This is a genomic window from Paenibacillus senegalimassiliensis (assembly GCF_001486585.1).
Taxonomy (GTDB): Bacteria; Bacillota; Bacilli; order Paenibacillales; family Paenibacillaceae; genus Fontibacillus; species Fontibacillus senegalimassiliensis.
Genome location: NZ_LN909043.1, coordinates 233,876 through 255,373 on the forward strand (window position 1 = coordinate 233,876; position 21,498 = coordinate 255,373).

General features: G+C 51.4%; 23 protein-coding genes. 14 read left to right on the top strand and 9 right to left on the bottom strand.

The genetic code is table 11. The annotated features are described in order from the left end of the window. Positions 1-40 precede the first annotated feature (40 nt). Together BN3279_RS04825 and rpsN are read left to right on the top strand one after the other, a co-directional pair. The gene (locus tag BN3279_RS04825; protein WP_059049498.1) at positions 41-463 is read left to right on the top strand and encodes a Fur family transcriptional regulator; all 423 of its coding nucleotides are present in this window, start codon (positions 41-43) and stop codon (positions 461-463) included. Positions 464-485: 22 nt separating this feature from the next. Continuing rightward, positions 486-755, top strand: coding sequence for a 30S ribosomal protein S14 (gene rpsN / locus BN3279_RS04830; RefSeq protein WP_059049499.1), 270 nt, complete (start codon positions 486-488; stop codon positions 753-755). A gap of 260 nt (positions 756-1,015) precedes the next feature. Here rpsN and BN3279_RS04835 read toward each other — a convergent pair whose 3' ends face one another. From BN3279_RS04835 to BN3279_RS04845, 3 genes are read right to left on the bottom strand one after another with little or no spacing between them, the layout of a single operon-like run. Beyond that, positions 1,016-1,774, bottom strand: coding sequence for a class I SAM-dependent methyltransferase (locus BN3279_RS04835; protein ID WP_059049500.1), 759 nt, complete (start codon positions 1,772-1,774; stop codon positions 1,016-1,018). Between the two features lie 15 nt (positions 1,775-1,789). Beyond that, positions 1,790-2,137: a cupin domain-containing protein gene (locus BN3279_RS04840; protein WP_059049501.1), complete on the bottom strand. Its 348-nt coding sequence runs from the start codon at positions 2,135-2,137 to the stop codon at positions 1,790-1,792. A gap of 17 nt (positions 2,138-2,154) precedes the next feature. Further along, entirely contained in the window at positions 2,155-2,487 is a 333-nt protein-coding gene (locus tag BN3279_RS04845; protein ID WP_059049502.1) for a cupin domain-containing protein, read from the bottom strand. Between the two features lie 159 nt (positions 2,488-2,646). Here BN3279_RS04845 and BN3279_RS04850 point away from each other — a divergent pair, with 159 nt between their 5' ends. Continuing rightward, the gene (locus BN3279_RS04850; protein WP_059049503.1) at positions 2,647-3,339 is read left to right on the top strand and encodes a Crp/Fnr family transcriptional regulator; all 693 of its coding nucleotides are present in this window, start codon (positions 2,647-2,649) and stop codon (positions 3,337-3,339) included. A 31-nt stretch (positions 3,340-3,370) separates the two neighbouring features. Here BN3279_RS04850 and BN3279_RS04855 read toward each other — a convergent pair whose 3' ends face one another. Both BN3279_RS04855 and BN3279_RS04860 read right to left on the bottom strand, forming a co-directional pair. Then, complete coding sequence (locus BN3279_RS04855) at positions 3,371-4,273, bottom strand: LysR family transcriptional regulator (RefSeq protein ID WP_059049504.1); 903 nt, start codon at positions 4,271-4,273, stop codon at positions 3,371-3,373. A 169-nt stretch (positions 4,274-4,442) separates the two neighbouring features. Then, a complete protein-coding gene (locus BN3279_RS04860) occupies positions 4,443-4,697 on the bottom strand; it encodes a glutaredoxin family protein (RefSeq protein WP_059049505.1) in 255 nt (84 codons plus the stop codon). 255 nt (positions 4,698-4,952) lie between these two features. On the opposite strand from BN3279_RS04860, the gene BN3279_RS04865 reads away from it, so the two are divergent. From BN3279_RS04865 to BN3279_RS04895, 7 genes are all read left to right on the top strand, one after another. Next, entirely contained in the window at positions 4,953-6,521 is a 1,569-nt protein-coding gene (locus BN3279_RS04865; RefSeq protein WP_089153428.1) for an ABC transporter substrate-binding protein, read from the top strand. Between the two features lie 79 nt (positions 6,522-6,600). Continuing rightward, positions 6,601-7,518: an ABC transporter permease gene (locus tag BN3279_RS04870; protein WP_089153429.1), complete on the top strand. Its 918-nt coding sequence runs from the start codon at positions 6,601-6,603 to the stop codon at positions 7,516-7,518. A 12-nt stretch (positions 7,519-7,530) separates the two neighbouring features. Next, positions 7,531-8,454, top strand: a complete 924-nt coding sequence (locus BN3279_RS04875) for an ABC transporter permease (protein WP_059049507.1) — start codon at positions 7,531-7,533, stop codon at positions 8,452-8,454. Between the two features lie 24 nt (positions 8,455-8,478). Further along, positions 8,479-9,462 (top strand): ABC transporter ATP-binding protein, encoded by a 984-nt coding sequence (locus BN3279_RS04880; RefSeq protein WP_059049508.1) that lies wholly within the window; start codon positions 8,479-8,481, stop codon positions 9,460-9,462. Beyond that, positions 9,459-10,451: an ABC transporter ATP-binding protein gene (locus BN3279_RS04885; protein ID WP_059049509.1), complete on the top strand. Its 993-nt coding sequence runs from the start codon at positions 9,459-9,461 to the stop codon at positions 10,449-10,451. The genes BN3279_RS04880 and BN3279_RS04885 overlap by 4 nt, the downstream gene beginning before the upstream one ends. A gap of 29 nt (positions 10,452-10,480) precedes the next feature. Next, positions 10,481-11,773, top strand: a complete 1,293-nt coding sequence (locus BN3279_RS04890; RefSeq protein ID WP_059049510.1) for a M20 metallopeptidase family protein — start codon at positions 10,481-10,483, stop codon at positions 11,771-11,773. Beyond that, positions 11,770-12,951, top strand: a complete 1,182-nt coding sequence (locus tag BN3279_RS04895; protein ID WP_059049511.1) for a mandelate racemase/muconate lactonizing enzyme family protein — start codon at positions 11,770-11,772, stop codon at positions 12,949-12,951. The genes BN3279_RS04890 and BN3279_RS04895 overlap by 4 nt, the downstream gene beginning before the upstream one ends. Here BN3279_RS04895 and BN3279_RS04900 read toward each other — a convergent pair. From BN3279_RS04900 to BN3279_RS04910, 3 genes are read right to left on the bottom strand one after another with little or no spacing between them, the layout of a single operon-like run. Continuing rightward, entirely contained in the window at positions 12,948-13,976 is a 1,029-nt protein-coding gene (locus BN3279_RS04900; RefSeq protein ID WP_059049512.1) for a CobW family GTP-binding protein, read from the bottom strand. The genes BN3279_RS04895 and BN3279_RS04900 overlap by 4 nt on opposite strands. Positions 13,977-14,006: 30 nt before the next feature. Next, a complete protein-coding gene (locus tag BN3279_RS04905) occupies positions 14,007-15,017 on the bottom strand; it encodes a TIGR03943 family putative permease subunit (protein ID WP_059049513.1) in 1,011 nt (336 codons plus the stop codon). A gap of 17 nt (positions 15,018-15,034) precedes the next feature. Further along, complete coding sequence (locus tag BN3279_RS04910; protein WP_059049514.1) at positions 15,035-15,970, bottom strand: permease; 936 nt, start codon at positions 15,968-15,970, stop codon at positions 15,035-15,037. A gap of 220 nt (positions 15,971-16,190) precedes the next feature. Here BN3279_RS04910 and BN3279_RS04915 point away from each other — a divergent pair, with 220 nt between their 5' ends. The 4 genes from BN3279_RS04915 to BN3279_RS04930 all read left to right on the top strand — a co-directional run bounded on the left by BN3279_RS04915 (position 16,191) and on the right by BN3279_RS04930 (position 19,879). After that, a complete protein-coding gene (locus BN3279_RS04915; RefSeq protein WP_059049515.1) occupies positions 16,191-16,574 on the top strand; it encodes a DUF3024 domain-containing protein in 384 nt (127 codons plus the stop codon). 55 nt (positions 16,575-16,629) lie between these two features. Further along, on the top strand, positions 16,630-17,451 hold the full coding sequence (locus BN3279_RS04920; RefSeq protein ID WP_059049516.1) for an AAA family ATPase: 822 nt from the start codon (positions 16,630-16,632) through the stop codon (positions 17,449-17,451). A 16-nt stretch (positions 17,452-17,467) separates the two neighbouring features. Further along, complete coding sequence (locus BN3279_RS04925; protein ID WP_059049517.1) at positions 17,468-18,601, top strand: NAD(P)/FAD-dependent oxidoreductase; 1,134 nt, start codon at positions 17,468-17,470, stop codon at positions 18,599-18,601. A gap of 66 nt (positions 18,602-18,667) precedes the next feature. Then, on the top strand, positions 18,668-19,879 hold the full coding sequence (locus BN3279_RS04930) for a GTP-binding protein (protein ID WP_082672941.1): 1,212 nt from the start codon (positions 18,668-18,670) through the stop codon (positions 19,877-19,879). A 586-nt stretch (positions 19,880-20,465) separates the two neighbouring features. Here BN3279_RS04930 and folE2 read toward each other — a convergent pair. Further along, the gene (folE2, locus tag BN3279_RS04935) at positions 20,466-21,389 is read right to left on the bottom strand and encodes a GTP cyclohydrolase FolE2 (protein ID WP_059049518.1); all 924 of its coding nucleotides are present in this window, start codon (positions 21,387-21,389) and stop codon (positions 20,466-20,468) included. Positions 21,390-21,498: the final 109 nt, after the last annotated feature.

Here is a 21,498-nt window from a genome sequence, read left to right on the forward strand (position 1 = left end):
ACTGGACCAAAGCATCAACGCCGATAAGGAGATGGAGTAGATGGAAAGTAAGCGAGATCGTATGGTGCAAGCAATGACGGATAAGGGTCTTCGCATCACAGCACAGCGCCGATTCATTGCTGATCTGTTCTCCATTTCCACCGGCTTTGTGCTGCCACGCCAGGTTCATACTTACATTTCCGAGTATATTCCGGGAGTAAGCTTCGATACCGTGTATCGCAACCTGCGTTTGCTGGTGCAGATCGATCTGATCGAGCAATTTGACTTCCCCGAAGGAGTTCGCTTCAAGCTACGCTGCGGCCCGGAACATCATCACCATCATTTCATATGTCTCAAGTGCGACAGAACGTATCCGCTGGATTTTTGCCCGGTCGACAGCGGTATTTCTGCACCGGAAGCCTTTGAAATTGTGTCTCACAAATTTGAAATCCACGGAATATGCGGCGAATGTGCCCGTAAGTAAACGACTAAGAGGAGGATGGAACATGGCTAAGAAATCAAAGGTTGTAAAAGAGCTGAAACGGCAGGCCCTAGTAGAAAAATACCTGGAGAAACGCCGGGAGTTAAAGGAAAAGGGGGATTATGCTGCCCTGCAAAAACTTCCCCGGGACTCCTCTCCTACACGCTTGCATAATCGTTGCGGAGTTTCAGGCCGTCCCCACGGCTACCTGAGTAAGTTCAAGGTATCCCGGATCGTCTTCCGTGAGCTTGCCCATCAAGGGAAAATTCCCGGAGTGAAGAAGGCGAGCTGGTAAACGGAACGATTTTCGGCATGACTGACTAAATCAAATAAAACCTCCCTATCAGGTAAAATTCGCCACGACGATGAGCGGGCTTTATCTTGATGAGGGGGGTTTTTTGATTTGTATTATACCAAGCAGAGTTGCTCCAGAATATCGGCTCGTACCTTCATTAAATCGAGATCCTTGAGCGAACGTTCTCGTTGGGGCGCAGGGCAATCCTCGCCATTATCCTTTCGGTCCTTTTGTAGTTAGCAGTATTGTAAGTAGGCAGATCAGTCAGGCTTACGGCTGCATACGGCAATATACTGAAGGTCCTTACCCGAGGTATTGAAGAAGGAATACATCTTCTTGAATTGAGGGAAATTCTCTTTCTTCAAGCCGTTCTTCAAGATACGCAACGTCCCCCAAATTCCCTCGTCCCGAATCAGCCCGCTCAGCTTCATGAGCGACATATCCCCTGATTCGTGAGCCACCTTGGCAAAGCCGACCCCGTAGAACAGTTCTTCCCATCTTGGTACAGGCAACGGCTCTACTTGAACATGGATGGTCTCACGCAGCTCAGCTAGCAGCTCATGCATATGCTCCTTAGTAAAAGTGATATCATGCGTCAGCAGCACACCACCTGGCCTCAGCACCCGGTAATATTCGCGAACCGCCTTCTCTTTGGCTGCGGTATTTAACATGGTCAGCATTGCTTCATTGATGACCACATCGAAGCTGGCATCGGCAAAGGGCAGCTTCATCGCATTGGCCTGCTGTACTTGAATGTACTCTTCCAGCTTGGCATTCTTGATATTTTGTCTCGCCTTCGTCAAGGCCTTGGCATCCATATCGATGCCTGTGATATGGCATTGGTACTGCTTGGCTAGCTGAATGGACGTCGTACACATATTGCAGGCAACCTCCAGCACATGGCTGTCCTTGGTGATCCCGGCGTGCCGGATCAACCAATCGGTAGCGACTACCCCCCCTGGACGAAGACGCTTCTTGCCTAATTTGGCGAGAAAATTATGGCCGACTTCTCTTTTCATACGTAGGCTCCTCCTTTAGGAATTGGGCTTGACGACCACAAGCAGCATTTGGAAAGCCTCTGTTGCGTAGAGGGCATGCGGTACATTAGCGGGCATAACGATGGTTTCACCGGCGCGCACCGTGTACTTCTCGTCACCGATGGTGATTTCAGATTGTCCGGACAGGATTTGGACCATAGCATCGCCGGGCGAGGAATGTCCCCCAATTGAAGTTCCCTGGTCCAGAGATAAGAGCGTCATGGCCAGGTCGGGACGCTGTACCAGTGTCAGGCTCGAAACCTGCTGTTCTTCCACGGAAATGATAGTCTTCAAATCGATGACTTCGGCTACGGGGAGCTTCTTGATAAATTGACCTTGTTGCATAGGGTTTGCCTCCTAGTTCAATATGAGATTTGTAAAAATTTGCAGCCTGTGGGTGCAGCGAATTCATGCCAGGTGCCCGCAGGAATAACAAGTGAATCTCCGGCCCGCAAGTGGCAGGCCTGTTGTTCGACCACCATGTCCAGTGCTCCTTCCAACACATGGACGAGTCGGGTCAGGGGAGAGGTCTCCGAGCTGATCGTTTCCTCCTGACCCATGGCATAGAGCACGCTTTCTTGAGCGGTAGATGAAGAGAAGTTAGGCAGTGACAAGCTGCGGCTCGCAATCCGCCCCGGCTTGATATCTATGAATTCCTTCAGATCGAACACCGTATGGGTTGGTAGTTTGTTCATGCTTTTCCTCCCTGCTGCTATTGAAGGCTGGCCTTCATCTGTTATAATAAGATATATTGAGAATCGTTCTCATTTAGTGAATTGTAGCAGAAGTGGCAGCATAATTCTGTTGCCATGGCAACAGGAGGTGAACAGGGATGCAACAGGAGGTGAACAGGGATGCAGCAGGAGTTGAATATTATTGGCAAGACGGCCTTGTTCAGAGGGTTTACGGGGAATGAAGTGCTGATTGCCGTGAATTGTCTGGAGGGCACTGTTAAGGAATATGGCAAAAAGGAAATGATCTTCCGCTCGGATGAGGTACTGGATGCGGTGGGAATTATCTTGAGCGGACAGGTGCTACTATGCAAGGAGAACATCTCGGGCATGCGCCTGATCTTCTCGGAACTGGAAGCGGGCGATATTCTGGGAGAGACTGCACTGAGAACGACGCGCGAGTACAGCGGGTATGAGGCGGTAGCTGGCGCTGCATGCAGAATCTTATTTATCCGAATTCACAAGATTGTGCGCCCCGGACTGCAAACCTGTAAGCTACGGGGGCGTATTATTGAGAATATGATGGCTTTACTGCTGGAGAATAACCGTTCCATGTATCATAAGCTGGACATCGTCTCCCACAAATCGCTGCGGGATCGAATCTTGCGTTACCTCAGTCTGCAAGCCAAGAAGAGCAATGCGCTTGTCTTCGACATTCCGTTCTCTCGCAGCGATTTGGCGGATTACCTGAACGTGGACCGTAGCGCGTTATCCCGGGAACTGCAGCGTATGGCGGAGGATGGACTCATTCGATTTGCCAAGAACCACTTTGAATTACTGGATACGGACCAAGGCCTGGCGATGATTGACTTCTGAACAGGTAAATGCACCTGATATGCTCGTGCGTTTACCTGTCCATCTTCACCGGCTTCAGCAGCGACTGCCGAACCTCATCGATCAGTCTTAGTATAGAAGGACTTTGATAGCAGGTGCTGGTTTTCTTAAGTATCCCAATCTGAAAATCAATATCCAGGTCAGCGATATGTCTGATGATGATCGAGGGAATTTGCGGGGACATCGACATGCTAGGTACCAGCGCAATTCCCAGGTTAGCCTGAACGTAATATTTCAGCGTCGTGATGCTGGATACCTCGATGGTACGCTGTTGATTTTGTGGTAGCTTCTCGGCGAAGATCGATTCCACCTTGATACGGAAGGGGCAATTGCCCATCGTAATCAGGAAGCGTTCGTTGTGTAGGTCGCTGGTGAAGATTTGCGGCTTAGCCGCCAGACGGTGACCAGAGGGTACGAGCAAAGCCAGGGGCTCTCTGCGCAAGCCTTCAAATTCTGTTTTGCCATTTGGATAAGGTTCCGTACCCAGGGCAAAATCGATCTCGTCCTCCGCCAGCATTTGATTTAGCTTCTCAATATTGTCATTAATGATACTGACATGTACCTTGGGGTACTTCTCCATAAAGGCATATAGCACAGACGGCATAAACTGACTAACCCAAGGCTCAGAGCCCCCAATTCTGACGTGCCCGGCTTCTCCGTCATGGTAATCCTCTATTAAATGGTTCAGTCCTTCATATTCCTTCAGCAATCCGATGGACCGGGCATAGAACAACTGGCCGACCTCGGTCAGCTTTATTTTCTTGCCCCGGGTGAATAGTTCAACGCCTAACTCGGATTCCAGCTTCTTGATATGTGTCGTAATGGTCGGTTGTGAATACTGTAGCGCTTCGGCGGCCTTCTGAAAACTCCCCTGTTTGACAATGGTTTCAAAGGTTTTAATCATACGAATTTCCATACCAGCTTCCCCATCCCTTCGCTCTGCGCTTGACTACTCCAGAAAATAAATGCTATTATAGCACGCTTAATTCATATAAAACAAGTTGGAAATGTAGGGATATAAGATGATTTGGAATAAAAAGCCGCCCCTGTTCAGAGGCGGCTCTTTCCTGTCAGGCATAAACGGCTCAGGCGTGCAGCAGCGATTCCAATCCTTCCAGATCTGCTCCAAATACGGCCGCGTATTGTCCAGATCGACTGACTTCAGTGACTGGAACGGTACGAATCCCATATTTCAGTTCAAGCACATCACGCAGTATATCATGCCCCTCCACATCAATGTTCTCATAAGAATAGCCATGAGCTTGCAGATAGGCCTTGACCTGGCTGCAATAGGGACAATTCTGCTTGCCCCACACGATTATTTTTGGCCTGGATGTCATTGCTTTCACCTCCTGTCGCCTTCTCATTTTGATATCTAGCAATCTAAAGCCAACGCCCGTAATGTGATAGTAGTTGATTATTTCCCAGAAGTATAATTGGAAAAATGAAATCAATAGTTTACTTTTATTGAATTGTCAGTTTATTAAATCCTATTATACATATCGGAAATAATATATTAAGATGTTCAGTATAGTTCCGGGACAGGGCAAAGCGTTACCGGAGATAGCCTAATACAGTTCAAAGGGGATATGGAGATGAAGTTTTTCATAAAGGCCAATGCTGTCGTACTTATACTTACGCTGATCCTGGCCGGATGCGGCGGGAAGGAAGCGGGAAGCGGGGCGGCGCCTGGCGGAAGCAACTCGACAAACGGCGAGCCTGCGGGGGAGAAGACTCTGACTATTGCCCAAGGCAATGACATTATGGGTTTTGATATTCACAACCATAGCAACACGCCTACGGAAGCTGTCCATATTAATTTGTTCGAATACCTGGTGAAGAAGGATAAGGATATGAACCGGGTACCGGGGCTTGCGCTTTCCTGGGAGAAGCTGGACGACCTCACCTGGCGTTTTCAGCTTCGCGATGATGTGAAATTTCACAACGGCGATCCTTTTACCTCCGCTGACGTCAAGTACACGCTTGACCGGGTGAGGGCAGACAAGACACTCGTCGATAACAGTGCCTATAAATTGATTGAATCTGTGAATATCATAGATGATCATACCGTGGATATCGTTACGTCCGTGCCGGACCCGATCTTGCTTAACCGCTTGTCTCGCCTTGGCTCGGGAGTGCTGCCATCGAAATATATTGAAGAGAATGGGTTTGATTATTTCTTGAAAAATCCGATTGGTACAGGTCCTTACAAATTCAGCAATTGGATCAGGGATGACCGGATTGAACTGGTTAAGAACAGCGATTATTACGGGGATGAACCGAAGTGGGACAAGCTGGTGTTCCGGGCCATCCCGGAGGACTCGACAAGGGTAGCCGAGGTATTAACCGGAAATGTGGATATCGCAATGAATATTCCACCGGAGGATATGGAGCGCATTGAGTCAAATGACACTACGCACACGATTCAATTTGCTAGTCAACGCGTTATGAATTTGATTGTGCGGCATACCGAGGGGAGAGTGACGGCCGATCCTAAGGTACGCGAAGCCATTGATTTGGCTATAGACAAGCAAGCGCTGGTCGATGGCATTGTGGAGGGAGCGGGCGTAGTGACTCGCACCGGCGTAGGTCCCGGTAACTTTGGAGCACAGCCGGATCTATACGAAGCGGCGTTATATGATCCGGAGAAAGCCAAGCAGCTACTGGCAGAAGCGGGTTACCCGGATGGGTTGACCCTGACCTTGTCCTCTCCGACGGGCCGCTATATGAAGGACAAGGATATTGCGCAGGCCATAGCCGCTAACCTTGAGGAGGTTGGCATCAAGGTGAACCTGGAAATTCTGGAGTGGAGTAAATTCTCTGAGAAGAACAAGTCGAATAGCTTCGATGAATTGTATCTGTTTGGTAACGGCAATTCGATGTTTGATGCTTATCTCCCGCTTAGCAATAACAGCGCGCAAAATGTGGTCGGCAGCATTGATTACAACAATCCCCGAGTGGAGGAATTGCTGTCATTGGCAGAAAAAAATCTGAATGAGCCGGAGCGTGAGCAGCAGTTGCAGGAGGTTCAGAATATTCTTGCAGAGGATCGTCCCAGAATTTATCTCTTCCAGACCAAATCCAATTATGGTGTCAACGATCGCATCGAATATCAGCCGCGATTGGATGAAATGTTCATTGCCGACGAGATCCTCTTGAAATAAGCCAACTTAAATCAGATCCAGCAACCGGAACGGTCCCCAGTGGCCGATTCGGTTGCTGCTCAATATGGAGGGACTGCTCTTGGGCAAGTATATTTACCGAACTGTCCTGCAAATTGTGCCCGTACTGTTTATCATCTCGCTGATCGTATTCATTCTGGTTCATGTTACTGGCGATCCTGTCAATCTGATGCTTCCCGATACGGCTACTCCGGAGGAACGGGAAATATTGACGGCGGCACTTGGCCTGGATCAGCCACTGTATATACAGTACGGATTATATATGAAGAATTTACTGTCGGGTGACTTTGGCACTTCCTTCCGTTATAACGAGTCTGCCTTGCCCATTGTGCTGGAGAGGCTGCCGGCAAGCTTCGAACTGGCTGGGGCCGCCATGCTGATTGCCGTTGTCCTTGCTGTTCCCCTGGGTATTCTGTCTGCCGTCAAGCGCAATTCATTGCTCGACCTCATCCTGTCCAGCATCTCGGTGCTTGGCAAAGCGATGCCTAATTTCTGGGTAGGAATTATGCTGATCCTGCTGTTCTCGGTGTCGTTAGGAATGCTTCCCGTCTCCGGCCGGGGCACGTTACAGCATCTGGTGTTACCTGCGATTACGCTCGGTACGGGAGTATCCGTGGAGATGATGAGGTTGATCCGCTCCAGCATGCTGGAGATACTAGGCCAGGATTATATTCGTACAGCTAGAAGCAAGGGGCTATGGGAGACGGTAGTCATCAACAAACATGCGCTGCGAAATGCCTTGATTCCGGTGGTTACCATTACTGCGCTACAACTGACCAATTTGGTGAGTGGAGCTCTGGTTACCGAGACCGTATTCGCATGGCCCGGAATGGGACAACTGCTCGTGCAGGCTGTCTATACGCATGATATGGCGATTGTGCAGGCCGCGGTGTTCGTGATTGCCTTAATGGTTATTTTCGTCAACCTGGCCTCTGACATCGTCTATGGATTGCTTGATCCCCGTATCAAATATCGTTGAGGTGAAAAATACATGTCTGTAAGTGCAGAAACCAGCAGCCCGGCTGCTTTAGCAGTGGCCCCTCAGGCTTCCCCCAGGAAGCAGGAGCGACTAAAGCGTGGCCTACGCAAGCTGGTGAGGAGCAAAACCGGCTTGATTGGCGCTGTTTTATTACTACTCATCGTTGGCGTAGCCTTGTTCGCCCCCTGGATTGCTCCCCATAGTCCGGGCAAGACGAATGTCTCTGTCAAGCTGCTGCCACCGATGTGGATGTCAGAGGGAACGGCTATGTATCCGCTGGGCACGGATAATCTGGGCCGCGATCTCTTAAGCCGGCTGGTCTATGGCTCTCGCGTATCGCTGATAGTGGGGTTATGCTCCGTGGCCCTTTCCGGCTTGATTGGCCTGGTGCTAGGACTGCTCTCCGGGTTCTATGGAGGCTGGATTGATCACTTGATTATGCGGGTGGTGGATGCGTTCCTGGCCATCCCTACCATTCTGTTCATGCTGCTGATTATGTCTATTCTTGGGCCGGGGCTTGGCACGCTGATCTTTGTGATCGGTATTACTGGCTGGGTGTCGTATGCCCGTATGGTGCGCAGTGAGGTGCTAAGCATCCGCGAACGCGATTATGTCAGGTCCTCGCGCGCAGTGGGAGCAAGGAACCTGCGTATTCTGTTCGTTCATATTTTGCCGAACGTCTTCTCGTCCTTTATCGTCATCTCCACCTTGAACGTAGCGGGGGTCATTATTTCGGAGGCTTCATTAAGCTTCATGGGGCTGGGCATTCAACCGCCTGACGTATCCTGGGGAGGTATGCTGAGCGAGGGCAGGCAATATTTGGCCACAAGCTGGTGGGTTGCCACTTTCCCGGGGATTGCAATCACGATTACTGTGCTGGCGATTATTTTTCTCGGGGACTGGTTGCGAGACACCTTGGACCCCAAGCTTAAATAGACCGGGGAGAAACGGAGGGGTTACATGTCAGAAGCAACATTGTTGGAGGTACGCGAGCTACAGACGGAATTTGTCACCGAAGAAGGGATTATTCCAGCAGTTAACGGCATTTCCCTTCATGTGTCCAAGGGAGAAACACTTGCATTGGTGGGGGAATCGGGTTGCGGCAAGAGCATCACTTCGTTATCCATTCTAGGTCTCATTGCCGAGCCGGGCCGGGTCACCGGGGGGAAGGTGCTGCTAGAGGGGCGTAATCTGCTGCATCTGTCCAGGAAGGAAATGCGGCGGGTGCGGGGCCAGGAAATCTCGATGATCTTCCAAGAGCCCATGACCTCGCTTAATCCGGTATTTACGATTGGCAACCAAATTGGTGAATCGGTGCGCCGCCATCTCCGGCTGAACCGCAAGCAGGCGCGAGCCAAGAGCGTTGAAATGCTTGAGCTTGTCGGGATTGCCCATGCGGACAAGGTCGTGGATTATTTCCCCCATCAGCTATCCGGCGGCATGCGGCAGCGGGTGATGATTGCCATTGCCCTGTCGTGCAGCCCCAAGCTACTGATAGCGGATGAACCCACTACTGCCCTTGATGTGACTATTCAGGCGCAAATACTTGAGCTGATCGCCAGGTTGAGCAAGACGCTGGATACCGGCGTCATTTTAATTACCCACGACTTGGGGGTCGTGGCGGAAATGGCGGACAGAGTGGCGGTCATGTACGCGGGGGAGATTGTTGAGGAAGCTTCGGTGGAGGCGTTGTTCGAGCAGCCATTGCATCCATACACTCAAGGGCTGCTGAAGTCGCTGCCCAGCATCGAGGGACTGCAGGATGAGCTATACTCGATCCCCGGAACGGTGCCCAATTTGCTGGATAAGCCGCCAGGCTGCTTGTTTGCTCCCCGTTGCCCTTATGCGGATGGGCTGTGCGCCACGGTAAGGCCGCTATTGGAGGAACGGCGGGACCAGCACCGCGTGCGTTGTCACCATGCGTGTAAGGAGGAACGGTTATGAGCGAACAGTCCGTACGTCCACAACGGTTGCTGGAAGTAAAGGGACTGAAGAAACACTATACCCGGAAGCAAGGGTTGTTCTCCCGTCAGCACACCGTGATTAAAGCGGTCGATGGTCTGGATTTCTATGTGAAGGAAGGGGAGACGCTTGGCATAGTTGGGGAATCCGGCTGCGGAAAATCTACAACCGGGCAGTTGATCCTGCAACTGTTGGAGCCTACCGCAGGAGAGATCTGGTTCCAAAATCAAAATTTGACGGCGATGAATGAGGAAGAGGTGCGAAGGGTCCGCCGCGAATTACAAATTATTTTCCAGGACCCCTACAGTTCCTTGAATCCCCGGCTGAAAGTGAAGGACATTATCGCGGAGCCGCTGCGTGTGCATCGTCTGTCTACGGGCGCGGAGACCGAGCGGCTTGTGGCAGAGCTTCTGGAGGTGGTAGGCCTTGGAGCTCAGCATTTGAACAAATACCCTCATGAATTCAGCGGTGGACAGCGTCAGCGTCTGGGGATCGCGCGGGCACTCGCTATGAAACCGAAGTTGATCGTGTGTGATGAGCCAGTCTCGGCACTCGACGTATCCGTGCAATCGCAAATTTTGAATCTGCTTAAAAAATTGCAGCAGGAGTACCAGCTCACCTATATTTTCATCGCCCATGGCTTGGGGTCGGTGAAATACATCAGCGAGCGGATTGCGGTTATGTATTTGGGGAAAATCGTTGAGCTTGCCACAAGGGATGAACTGTTTGCGAGTCCTCGGCATCCCTATACCCAGGCGCTGCTCTCCGCTGTGCCTATTGCCGATCCCCGCAGGAAAAAAGAACGGATTATTCTGCAAGGAGATTTGCCCAATCCGGCTGATCTGCCTGTCGGTTGTAGCTTCCACCCACGTTGTCCCTTGGCATCGGAACGTTGTCGCCGGGAGGCGCCGCAGTTTGAGCAAGTGAGAGATGGACATGGGGTGGCCTGCCATTATCCCTTGAATTCATAGATGAAACAACCCTAAGGAGGAAGAAACAGATGGTCAATGTATTGCAAGAGAGCGCGGCGTTGCTCGATTATACGGTGGGAATCAGACGACACCTACACACCTATCCAGAACCGACATCCAAGGAATTCAATACCGTTAAGCTGATTATCAGTGAGCTCACCAAGGCGGGAATTCCCTATGAGAATATCCCGGATGGAGGCGTTTTAGGAATTATTGAAGGCAAGGTTCCCGGGAAAACGATTCTGCTGCGAGCGGACTGTGACGCTTTGCTAATGCAGGAGTCGCCCAACAATTTGCTTGGTCCAAAGACCTGTGTCAGTCAGGTGGATGGTGTAGCCCATATGTGCGGTCATGATTCCCATACCGCGATGCTGCTGGCTACCGGAAGAATTCTGCTGAAGCACAGAGATCAGCTTGAAGGCCGGGTTATTTTGCTCTTTGAACGAGGGGAAGAGGGCGGCAACAATATTTATTATGTAATGAAGCATATCCAGCAGCAGAATATCCGCATTGACGGTTGCTGGGCGCTGCATATTGATCCTTTCCTGAACAAGGGGCTGATCAGTCTGGCTCCGGGTCCGAACTGTGGAGGGAATCTTAACTTCGAGATCAAGCTGACCGGCAAGGGCGGTCATGCCTCACGGCCTGACCGCGCCAACAATCCTATTGATTGCTTTGTGGCGATTGCAACTGGGATTAAGGAGCTGCGCATGCGATATATCGATCCAACGGAGCCGTTGACCGTCAGCTTGGGGATGGTGCAAGGGGGAACACGGCGGAACGTAATACCGGAATCGTTGGAATTTGCTGGCACCGTACGTTTCTTCAATGGGGAGACAGGTCGCATTTACCGGGAAGAGCTGCGCAAGGTAATTACCAAGACGGCGGAGATTTATGGCTGCGAGGTAGAGTTCCAGGTCTTCTCCGGTCCCAGTCTGCCGGTAGTCACTCAGGAGCAATGCTATGAAATTGCCAGGGATGCGGTGAGTGCAGCACTTGGGGAGGATTACGTAACGGTCAAAAAACGCAGCCTCGGCACCGAAAGCTTTGCGACCCTGACGGCTTATTATCCCGGCGTAGCTGCCAATGTCGGCGTGCGTAATGAGGAAAAGGGGATTGTGGCCGGGGTGCATCATCCCCAGTTTGATATGGATGAAGATGCATTGCAGTATGGAATTGCCGCTAACGTGGCTTATGCCATCGCTTTTCTCCGCAATAAGGAAGAACTCGAATTTACTCCGTTCCCCGGGGATGCAGATGAAGTGCTGCGCTATACGAATCGTCCGGTGCCACCACGTTATGATGAGGTGGAGGTTATATGAAGATAACGGACATCGATATTTTGCCGGTTAATCGGTATTTATTTGTACAGGTTCACACGGATGAAGGACTGACCGGGTTGGGAGAATCCGGAGCCTGGGGATTTCTTGATGCTTCGCGTGAAGCGGTGGAGACCTTCAAATCGTATTTAATCGGTCAGGACCCGCTGCGAATTGAGCACCACTGGCAATACATGTATCGTTGCTGGCATTTTCGCGGAGCGGCAATCATGGGAGCGATCAGTGCCATTGACGTGGCTTTATGGGACATTGCTGGCAAATATTACGGCACTCCGGTATATAATCTGCTTGGCGGTAAAGTGCGAGATAAGGCGCGCGTGTATTATCATGTAGGCGGGAGAACGACGGAGGAAATGATTGAGAACCTTGTCGCCGCGAAGAACCAGGGGTTTACTGCGGCGGGACACTTGTCGCCATTTCTGGATCAGCCTCGGACGGAGCCATTGAGTGAGACCTACGCGCAGCGTATCGGACATGCGATTGAACGAGTAGGAGCCTATCGTGAGGCGGTGGGCTATGATGTAGATTTATGCCTGGAGCTGCACCGACAGTTGAAGCCAACCGAAGCCATCGCTTTTGCCAAAGGCATTGAGAAATACCTTCCTTATTTCATTGAGGACCCGACGACGCCAGACAATCTGGATTCTACCGAACTGATTGCCAAGCATATCAATGTACCGATTGCTACGGGAGAGCGTCTTAATTCTCCAGAAGAATTTGCCCAATTGATTCGCAAGGACGCTGCGGCTTATATTCGGCCATGCGTATGTACCTGCGGAGGCATTACGGGGACGAAGAAGATTTCGGCGATTGCCGAGGCGTACGGGGTCAAGGTCGTTCCGCATAATCCCTTGAGCCCCGTGTCGACGGCGGCTTGCCTGCAAATTGCGGCCAGCATTCCGAACTTTGCCATTCTGGAATATCCGGGCGACGACCAGCCTGCCTTATCCGAGAAGTTTGGCTCCACCGGTGTAGAGAAGGGAGTGCGTAAGAAGGATATGGTTAAAGAAACCTTTGGTTGCCAGGATGGCTATATGGAACTGCCCGTTAAGCCGGGCATCGGCATTGAACTGGTAGACCGGGTGGCTGAGAAATATCCGTATTCTCGCAGACCTTTACTGACCCGGCTGCATGAAGATGGGTCCGTCGTGGATCATTAGCCTTTCAATGCTGTCCACTGGGCCAGCAGCTTCTGCTCATCCAGCTCGTAGCCGATGACCACCAGATAATGGGGCCCCCGGTAGGTGCTGGACTCATAGCGGAGCTGCTTGCCGGCATACTGGATCAGCGTGGCATCTCCTGAGCCACTTATCGGGAGGTATCCCTTGGCCCGAAGGACTTGACTCCCTTGGGCCTTGAGGAATTTCCCCAATTCCCTTAACGAAAAGGGCGTAGGGTGGATGACCGGGAGATAAATGCTTTGAATACGGGAGAAGGAGGCGTTATCCTGATAATCCTGTTCTTTCTCGTGCCTATGAGCGGCACCTGGGGTGCTATGATGATGCTGGTGCTGGTGTGCCGCCGATACGACTTTAAGTCGGCTGGTAGACCTTGCCGAAAGCTGGAGCGGGAGCAGCCCATTCAGTATGAGATCCCCCTCGATTTTTGCTTGCACTGTATTGTAAATGGAAGCCGCATTATTATGCTTGCGAATAATTTGCGTCACCTTGGTTAGCTGAGCAGGAGAGATCAGGTCGGTTTTGTTGAGCAGGATCAGATCGGCTACGCTCATTTGCCGCCGCAGCGTGTGAACAAGCTGCTTGTCGGAGGCAAAGATGCTGTTGTAATCGAGCGCATTCTCGCCATCAATGACCGTCACGATCCGATGAAGGCTTACCTTATCCAGAAGTTCAGGTTCAGCCATGGCATCCACAACCTCCTCCGGGTTAGCCACCCCCGTGAGTTCTACGATAATTACATCGGGAGCGAGAGCCAGCAATCCTTCCAGCGAACCGGTAATTTCACTTTTTTTGCTACAGCAAATACATCCGTCAAATAGCTTCTCCAGCGGCACATCCTTCGTCGCTTCCGCCAGAATGCGGCCATCCACATCCGCCTTGCCCAACTCGTTCATCAGAATGGCCGGCTTAAGCTGCCTGCTGTAAGTTTGCTTAATCAGCTCCAGGAGCAGCGTGGTTTTGCCACTGCCCAGAAAGCCGCTGAGAATAATGACCGGGGTCTTCATCTCTTAACTCCCTCCTTACCTGCTAATCTATCAATCTATCGGAGCATTCAGAAAATCAAAGTTAGGATATATATATGGATTGTCCGGGGCTTCAATGACACTGGACTCGGAGACATCGATTTTGATGATGACATTGCCGTTATATTCCGTTTCTCCGATCGTGCCCTTCAGCTTCACCCAAGTATCGTCCTTGAGCTCGGGTGCGCCTTCGTATTCCGCTAACACCCCATAGGGCGTAGCATCAGCCGTACAGCATTGCACGGCGATGCGGCCGATGACGAATTGATTATCTGTAAGCCCCGATTCCCGATAAACGAACCCGTTAATTTCAATCTCCTTGCCCATAAAGGCCTGTTTGAAGGAAACAATGGCAGAGAGTACCTCCATATAAATGTCGGGTCTGACCTCAATCATCGGCAAGACATATAGGCGTTTGGCCAATACAGCCAGGTCGCGGCTAAAGTCGTCCTCGGCCACGAACAGTTGGTCGAGCTCCTCTTCGGTGGGCGGGGAGGTGATGGTTGCCTCGTTGTTCACTGAGCCAGCCTCCTCGTCTGCTGCTTCTGTCGACTCGGTTGAATCGGCAGTATCCTCATTCATAGCCGCAGGCTGAGCGGGCTGTGCCGGCTGAGCCGGTCCGCCGCCATAGGCGGGAGCAACCGCGCTAAGGATGATTCCTTTCTTGCTGGCAAAGGAACCGCCCAGAACGGTATCGGGAAGCAGGAAGCCCAGCAACAGCGGGAGAGCGATCAGGCCATAAAGCAGGCTGGCTCTGGGCCATGATTTGGCCGGAGGTGTGCTGCAGCAGTCACACTCGACGACAGACCCTCTATAGGTACGATAGGCTAGGAAGCCCTGAATGACGGCCAAGGCATACATGAACAGGGCAGATGCACTAACTAACGGCCGAATGCGTTCGCCAATATAGAGCTGAAGGCTGTTGGTCTCGACCAGGTAGGCAATATAGACGGAGATGCCTAGCAGAATGACCGTTCTGATGCTGTAATGAACTGCGGTGGCAGTTTGTGGTTTGCTGTTCATAGGGCGAACCTCCTTTTTTACGAGAATGATCTAAGGAACAATTGGTCCCATCCGATGCTGAGCGTGAGTACCACGATTAAGATAATAGCTCCCAGCGTCATCACAAATTTGGTCTTGAACACGGACAATAGCATCAAGGTTCCTTTGAAATCGAGCATCGGCCCAAGCACCAGGAAGGTAATCAGTGAGCCCGTGGCAAAGGTTCCCGTGAAGGAGGAGGCCACGAAGGCATCCGAAGTTGAGCAGATCGAGAGAATATAGGCAAATGCCCCCATCATCAGATGAGAGGACAGCGGGCCGTTACCGTAGGCCATCAGTTGTCCTGTATTGACGAAAGTATGAATCAAGGCGGTAATCAGGGCACCCAGCGTCAAATATTTGCTCATCTCAAAAAATTCATTCGACATATGCATGAACAACGAGGTGGTTTTCCCCGTCCAGCCCTGATGCTGCACGCTGCGATTTTCGTCCTCTTGGTATAGGGAATCCAGATTCCAGCGCAGCGGCTGATAGCGGATGAAGCGATACATGATCAGCCCGATGATCAAGGCCGCGAGAAAGGCCAAGCCCATGCGGGAGTAAAGGACCTCTGGACGGCTACGGAATGCGGTATATGTAGCGAAAAATACGACAGGATTGAGTATCGGCCCGCTTAAAATAAAGACAACGGCAATATACACCGGCATGCCCTTGGCGATCAGGCGACGAATGACCGGCACCATGCCGCATTCGCAAATCGGGAACAACACGCCGAAGAAGCAGGCGAACAGAATGCCAAGGACAGGATTTCGGGGGACCAGACGCGAGATTAACTTTTCCGAGACAAACAATTGCACCAGGGAGGAGGACAAGACCCCCAGCAAAATAAATGGAAGAGCTTCGAGAAAGATGCTGATAAATATGGTCTTGAAGGTAAGCAGATCGTTAGCAAGACCGTTAGGAAGCGATGACATGAGGTGAGGCTCCTTCATTAGTAAATATAAAAGATTCGCCTTTCATTTTAATCGTAATAACTACAAATAACAAGCGGATTAAGTGAACAAAAGTGGGTAGAGAGGCTCCATCAATCGTGAGTTAACAGTTGACAAGGAAAAGCCAAGATTATTATACTGAGTTAAATCGTAAAAATTACTATTAAACCACATTTCCAGGCTGACGGGAGGAACGTAGGGCATGCAATGGATTTTAGACTCGAAGGTGGATGAATTGACGGTCCGCAGGGTTGAACGGATATTGGAGGGCTACATAGCAGTAAAGGTTCCGCGTGAGGTGCGTTCCTCTGTCTGTTTGACCTATGAGTGGAATGCTGCGGGCTTGACCCTGATGGAAGAAAGACCCGACACACAAGGCCGCAAGTGGCATGGTATAGCGGTTGCCCGATTTGCTCTGGAACGAGGCAAGTGGCGGGTATACGCCTGGAACGGTGTCCAGGGCTGGGAAGAGGTCCGATCGATTTTGCCCACCCCCGACTTTGAATATCAGTTGGAACAGGTTGAACTGGATGTGGACGGTCTATTTTGGCCTGTAACTGATTTGGACGAGGCCGAGCTAGTGTGAGTGGATTAAAAGCAGGCTCCTATGGTGCCTGCTTTCTAAAAGGAGAAGCAAATAGATGAGCAACAAGAAAAATACGAATTTTCGCTTACCCCGGTCCAAGGGAACGGATGTGGCGACTTATTATACCCCCAAGGAGTGTGAGCGTAAGGTTAGGCGAATTGTATTTGCCCCGGTGAACCGCCAAATCGTGGAAGAGTTCATTACCATCATAGGGATGAAGGAGAAGTTCGAGCATTATGAAGTGCCAATTCCGAACAAAATCGTCATGTTTGGGCCGCCGGGAACGGGAAAGACGCTGACGGCCTTTTACATTGCTGCCCAATTAGGTCTTCCGCTGATCCTGGTGAGGCTGGATGCTATCATCCATAGTCACCTTGGAGAGACGGGCAGCAATCTTCGTAAGGTATTTGATTATGCCAAGACCACGCCCTGCGTGTTGTTCCTGGATGAGTTCGATGCGGTAGGTCGAACGCGGGACAACAATGATGAGGTGAAGGAAATGTCCAGGGTGGTTAACACGCTGCTCCAATGTCTGGATGAATTCGAGGGCGATAGCATCTTTATGGCGGCCACCAATTTGGAAGAGGAACTGGATCAGGCTGTCTGGCGGCGCTTCGATACGAAGATGACCTATGCGATGCCGGATGATGCTCAGCGGAGCGAGTTTCTCACCCTGCTGCTTAACGGATTCCATCAGGCGGAGCCCGTGCATGAGACGGCTTCCGGGCTGCTGGACGGTTGCAGCTTCGCTGACATGGAGCAAATTGTGTTGAAGGCCAAGCGCAAGGCCATTATCGAGGACGGTGCGCTGTCCGGGCAGCACTTGCAGGAGGCTTATACGGAATACAAGCCGCAATTATGGACGGCAGGAACATGAGAGGAGGACAGATATCATGGAAGAAGCTTGGGATTGTATCATTGTAGGCGGCGGTGCGGCGGGCATTGGCCTGGGGTGCTTGCTGCAAGAGCTTAATGTCCCCCGTTATACAATTCTGGAGCGGGGAAGCATTGGAGCATCCTTTCGTATGTGGCCCAAGGAAATGCGCATGATTACGCCTTCCTTTACAGGAAATGCGTATGGCATTCTTGATCTTAATGCCGTCAGCCTAAACACCTCCCCGGCGTATACGCTGGGGACGGAGCATCCTTCGGGTGAGCAATATGCGCAATATCTGCAGGCGGTGGCCGAATATAAGCAGCTTCCGGTACAGACCGGGGTTGATGTGACGGCGATACAGCCCCAGCCGGACGAGGGTTTTGTCTTGCAGACCTCAGCAGGAACGATGCGGAGTAAATACGTCATTTGGGCGGCGGGGGAATTCCAGTATCCTGAATTAGGAGGATTCCCGGGGGCTGAGTATGCCATCCATAGCAGCTTGATTCGGACCTGGGGTGATTTGGAGGGCGAGGAGCATCTGATTATCGGAGGCTATGAAAGTGGCGCCGATGCGGCGATACATTTGGCCCGGCTTGGCCGCAAGGTAACGCTCATTGACCGTAATGCTCGCTGGACGGCAAAGGGCAGCAGTGATCCCAGCATGGAGTTATCACCTTTTACCAAGGATCGGTTGCGGGAAATACCGGACGGTCAGGTGGAACTGATGGCAGGTTACGAAGTGGGCTGGATTGAACCGGCCGAGGATCATGACGGGTACCTGGTTTATGTTGAAGGGAACTCCGGGGACACTCGTATACTGAGGACCCCTAGCCCTCCCATTTTGGCCACTGGATTTCGGGGCAGCCTGAACCTGATCGCTGATTTGTTTGAGCAGGATGACACCGGTACGGTGCGACTGAATGAGTTCGACGAGTCGACGGCGACGCCGGGGTTATTCGTGGCTGGACCAAGCGTGCGGCATGAGCATTTAATTTTCTGCTTTATATATAAATTCAGACAACGCTTTGGTGTGGTCGCTGGGGAGATTGCCAGTCGAATGGGGCTGGATACCAAGGTGCTGGAAGAATACGCCCGTCAAGGGATGCTGCTAACCGACCTGAGCTGTTGCGAGGAGAACTGTCAATGTTAATGGCTGGCTAAGGCAGCAAGATGAGGTTTTTCCCGACAAATTCACAAAAAAGGAGCTGCATCAGACATGAACGTACCCGTTCGAGAGATGGAGAAGGAGCAGGATAAAATTCCGGTGACGGTCTTGAGCGGCTATTTGGGCGCAGGTAAGACGACCGTTCTGAACCATGTGCTGAACAACCGGGAGGGGCTGAGAGTAGCGGTTATCGTCAATGATCTGAGTGAGGTCAACATTGATGCCGATCTGGTTCGCGATGGTGGAGGCTTGAGCCGTACGGAAGAGAAGCTGGTCGAGATGTCCAACGGCTGCATTTGCTGTACGCTGCGGGATGATTTGCTGCAGGAGGTGGAGCGCCTGGCGCGGGAGAAGCGATTTGACTATATCTTGATCGAATCGACGGGAATTGGAGAGCCATTGCCGGTGGCTCAGACCTTTACATATGTGGATGAAGAGCAGGGGATTGACCTATCAAGCCTGACCCGGTTGGACTGCATGGTGACTGTCGTGGATGCCTATCATTTCTGGCAGGATTATCATACCAGGGAGACTTTGCGGGATCGCAGCCAGCAGGCGGGGGAAGAGGATACCCGAGGCGTTGTCCACCTGCTGATTGATCAGGTTGAATTTTGCGACGTCTTGATTATCAACAAATGTGATATGGTGAGCGAAGCTGAACTGGACCAGTTGGAGCAGGCCTTGCGAAGCTTGCAGCCGAGAGCCAAAATGATTCGCACTACCCATGGCAAGGTGGATCCGAAGGACATTCTGAATACGCATTTGTTCGATTTCGAGGCAGCCAGCACATCGGCGGGTTGGATACAGGAGCTGCAACAGGAGCACCACACGCCGGAGACTGAGGAATATGGGATCAATTCGTTTGTGTATGCGAGGAAGGTTCCCTTCCACCCTGAGCGGCTGCTGCAATGGATGGCCAAATGGCCAAAAGAAGTGGTGCGCTCCAAAGGACTGATGTGGATTGCCACGCGCAACAACCTGGCGCTCTCCTTCAGTCAGGCGGGGGTATCCCGCCAGCTTTCTTCAGCCGGGTTATGGGTAGCGGCGCTATCGGAAGAAGAACGACTCGCTTACTTCGGTAGTGAATATCCCAAGACGCCGGACTGGGATGAGGTCTGGGGAGACCGAATTACCAAGCTTGTCTTCATCGGTGTGGGCCTGGATCGCGAGCGGATTACTCGCAGTCTGGATGAGGCCTTGCTGACGGATGCAGAAATGCAAGGCAATTGGCGTGAGCTTAACGACCCGTTGCCGCAGTTTTAGAAGTGCGGTGAACGGATAGCGGCAGGTTCGAAGAACCGGAGAAACGGTATGAAGTGGAAACAGCGAGTGTAAGCTCATACCGGTGGTAGGCTCTGATTGTTTACCACACTTCTATTGAAAGTGACTTCGTAGACCGGATTAGCGGGAAAAAGTCCCCTTATTTGCAGGAAAACAGAGGATTTATCTAATTTATAGGGAATTTCTCCCTATAATATACCGGAAATCATCCGTTTTCTATGAATATGCCTGGATTAACGGGAGGATTTCCATCTAAATTGTAAATTTCAATAGAAATGGAATAATTAGATGGAGAATTTCCCGCTAATCTGTGGAAAGACCGTGCGAGCATAATGATTCGCACAACCAACCAATCAACCAACGAACCAACCAACGAACCAACCAACGAACCAACAACCGAGGCTTCCGCCTGTCACAATTTATTTACAAAGGCAGGGTGGCATGCCAAAAACCAAGAAGCTCAGCAGAGATAGACCGCTGAGCTTCTTGTTTTTTTACTAATATGGCTCTGTTTTCAATAGTAGCTGAAGGTACTCCTTCGAAATTTTAGCCATGGGATATCCTCACTTCAGCTATGGAGTACCCTCTTGTCATAAGCGATTCGAGCACACGCATCATGCATATGAATCGATTCCTCATTGCGGCATTCCACGGTGAAGGCTTGGACGTCTTCCATCTCATACATATCCGCGGCTACAAGCCGGACCATGTCCTCCACAAAGCGGGGATTTTCATACGCTTGCTCCGTGACTCTCTTCTCGTCCGGCCGCTTAAGAACCGGATGCAACGCACTGCTGGCGTTGGATTCCGCTGCCTCCAGCAGCCGCACCTTCCAATCTGCTGCCTGCAAGGTCAGCGGATCGACGACGGCCATCACCGAGACGATGCCTCGTTGATTATGGGCACTGTACTCGCTGATTTCCTTGGAGCAAGGACATAAGGTTGTAACAGCCACCTGAAGGCCAAGCTCGGCGGTATAAGCCAAGCCTTTCTCATAGCCAATCTTGATGGTGACATCGGCATGATTGAGGCCGCTTTGTCCTGTAGCCGGAGCCGAACGCTCATAGAACCATGGGAAGGTCAGCGTGATCTCCGCATTGTTCTGCTCCATTCGCTCCGCCAGCTCACGGGTGAAGCCGCACAGATCCCGGAGCCGGGTAGACCCTCCTTGCTGGCGGTACAACTCCAGTTGCTCAGTTAATCGGCTCATGTTAATCCCCTTGGACTCCTGCGGCAAGCTTGTCGTCAGCGCAATTGTCGCAATGCTGGTTTGAGACGAAGGCATCAGGTCGGACTCAATCTGGACAGGGTGGCGCACCCGGCTGATGCCAACTTGATCAATAGCGAACAGATAATCCTCCTGTTGGTTTTGCAAATCGGGCATTTGTTCCTTCGCAGTGGGCTTACTGCCCGGTACGGGGTCTGTCGAGCCGAACCGGCGGTGCCGAATGGCTTTGGCCGGAAGGAGCTTGGGGGTATAGATAGGTTGCATAGCAGACTCCTTAAATTAATTGAATTTTATTCGTAATAATTACAAATAATTATACTACACCAAAGTAAGCTGGTAAACTCCTCCTGGTGCGATCCTAATATCGCGATGT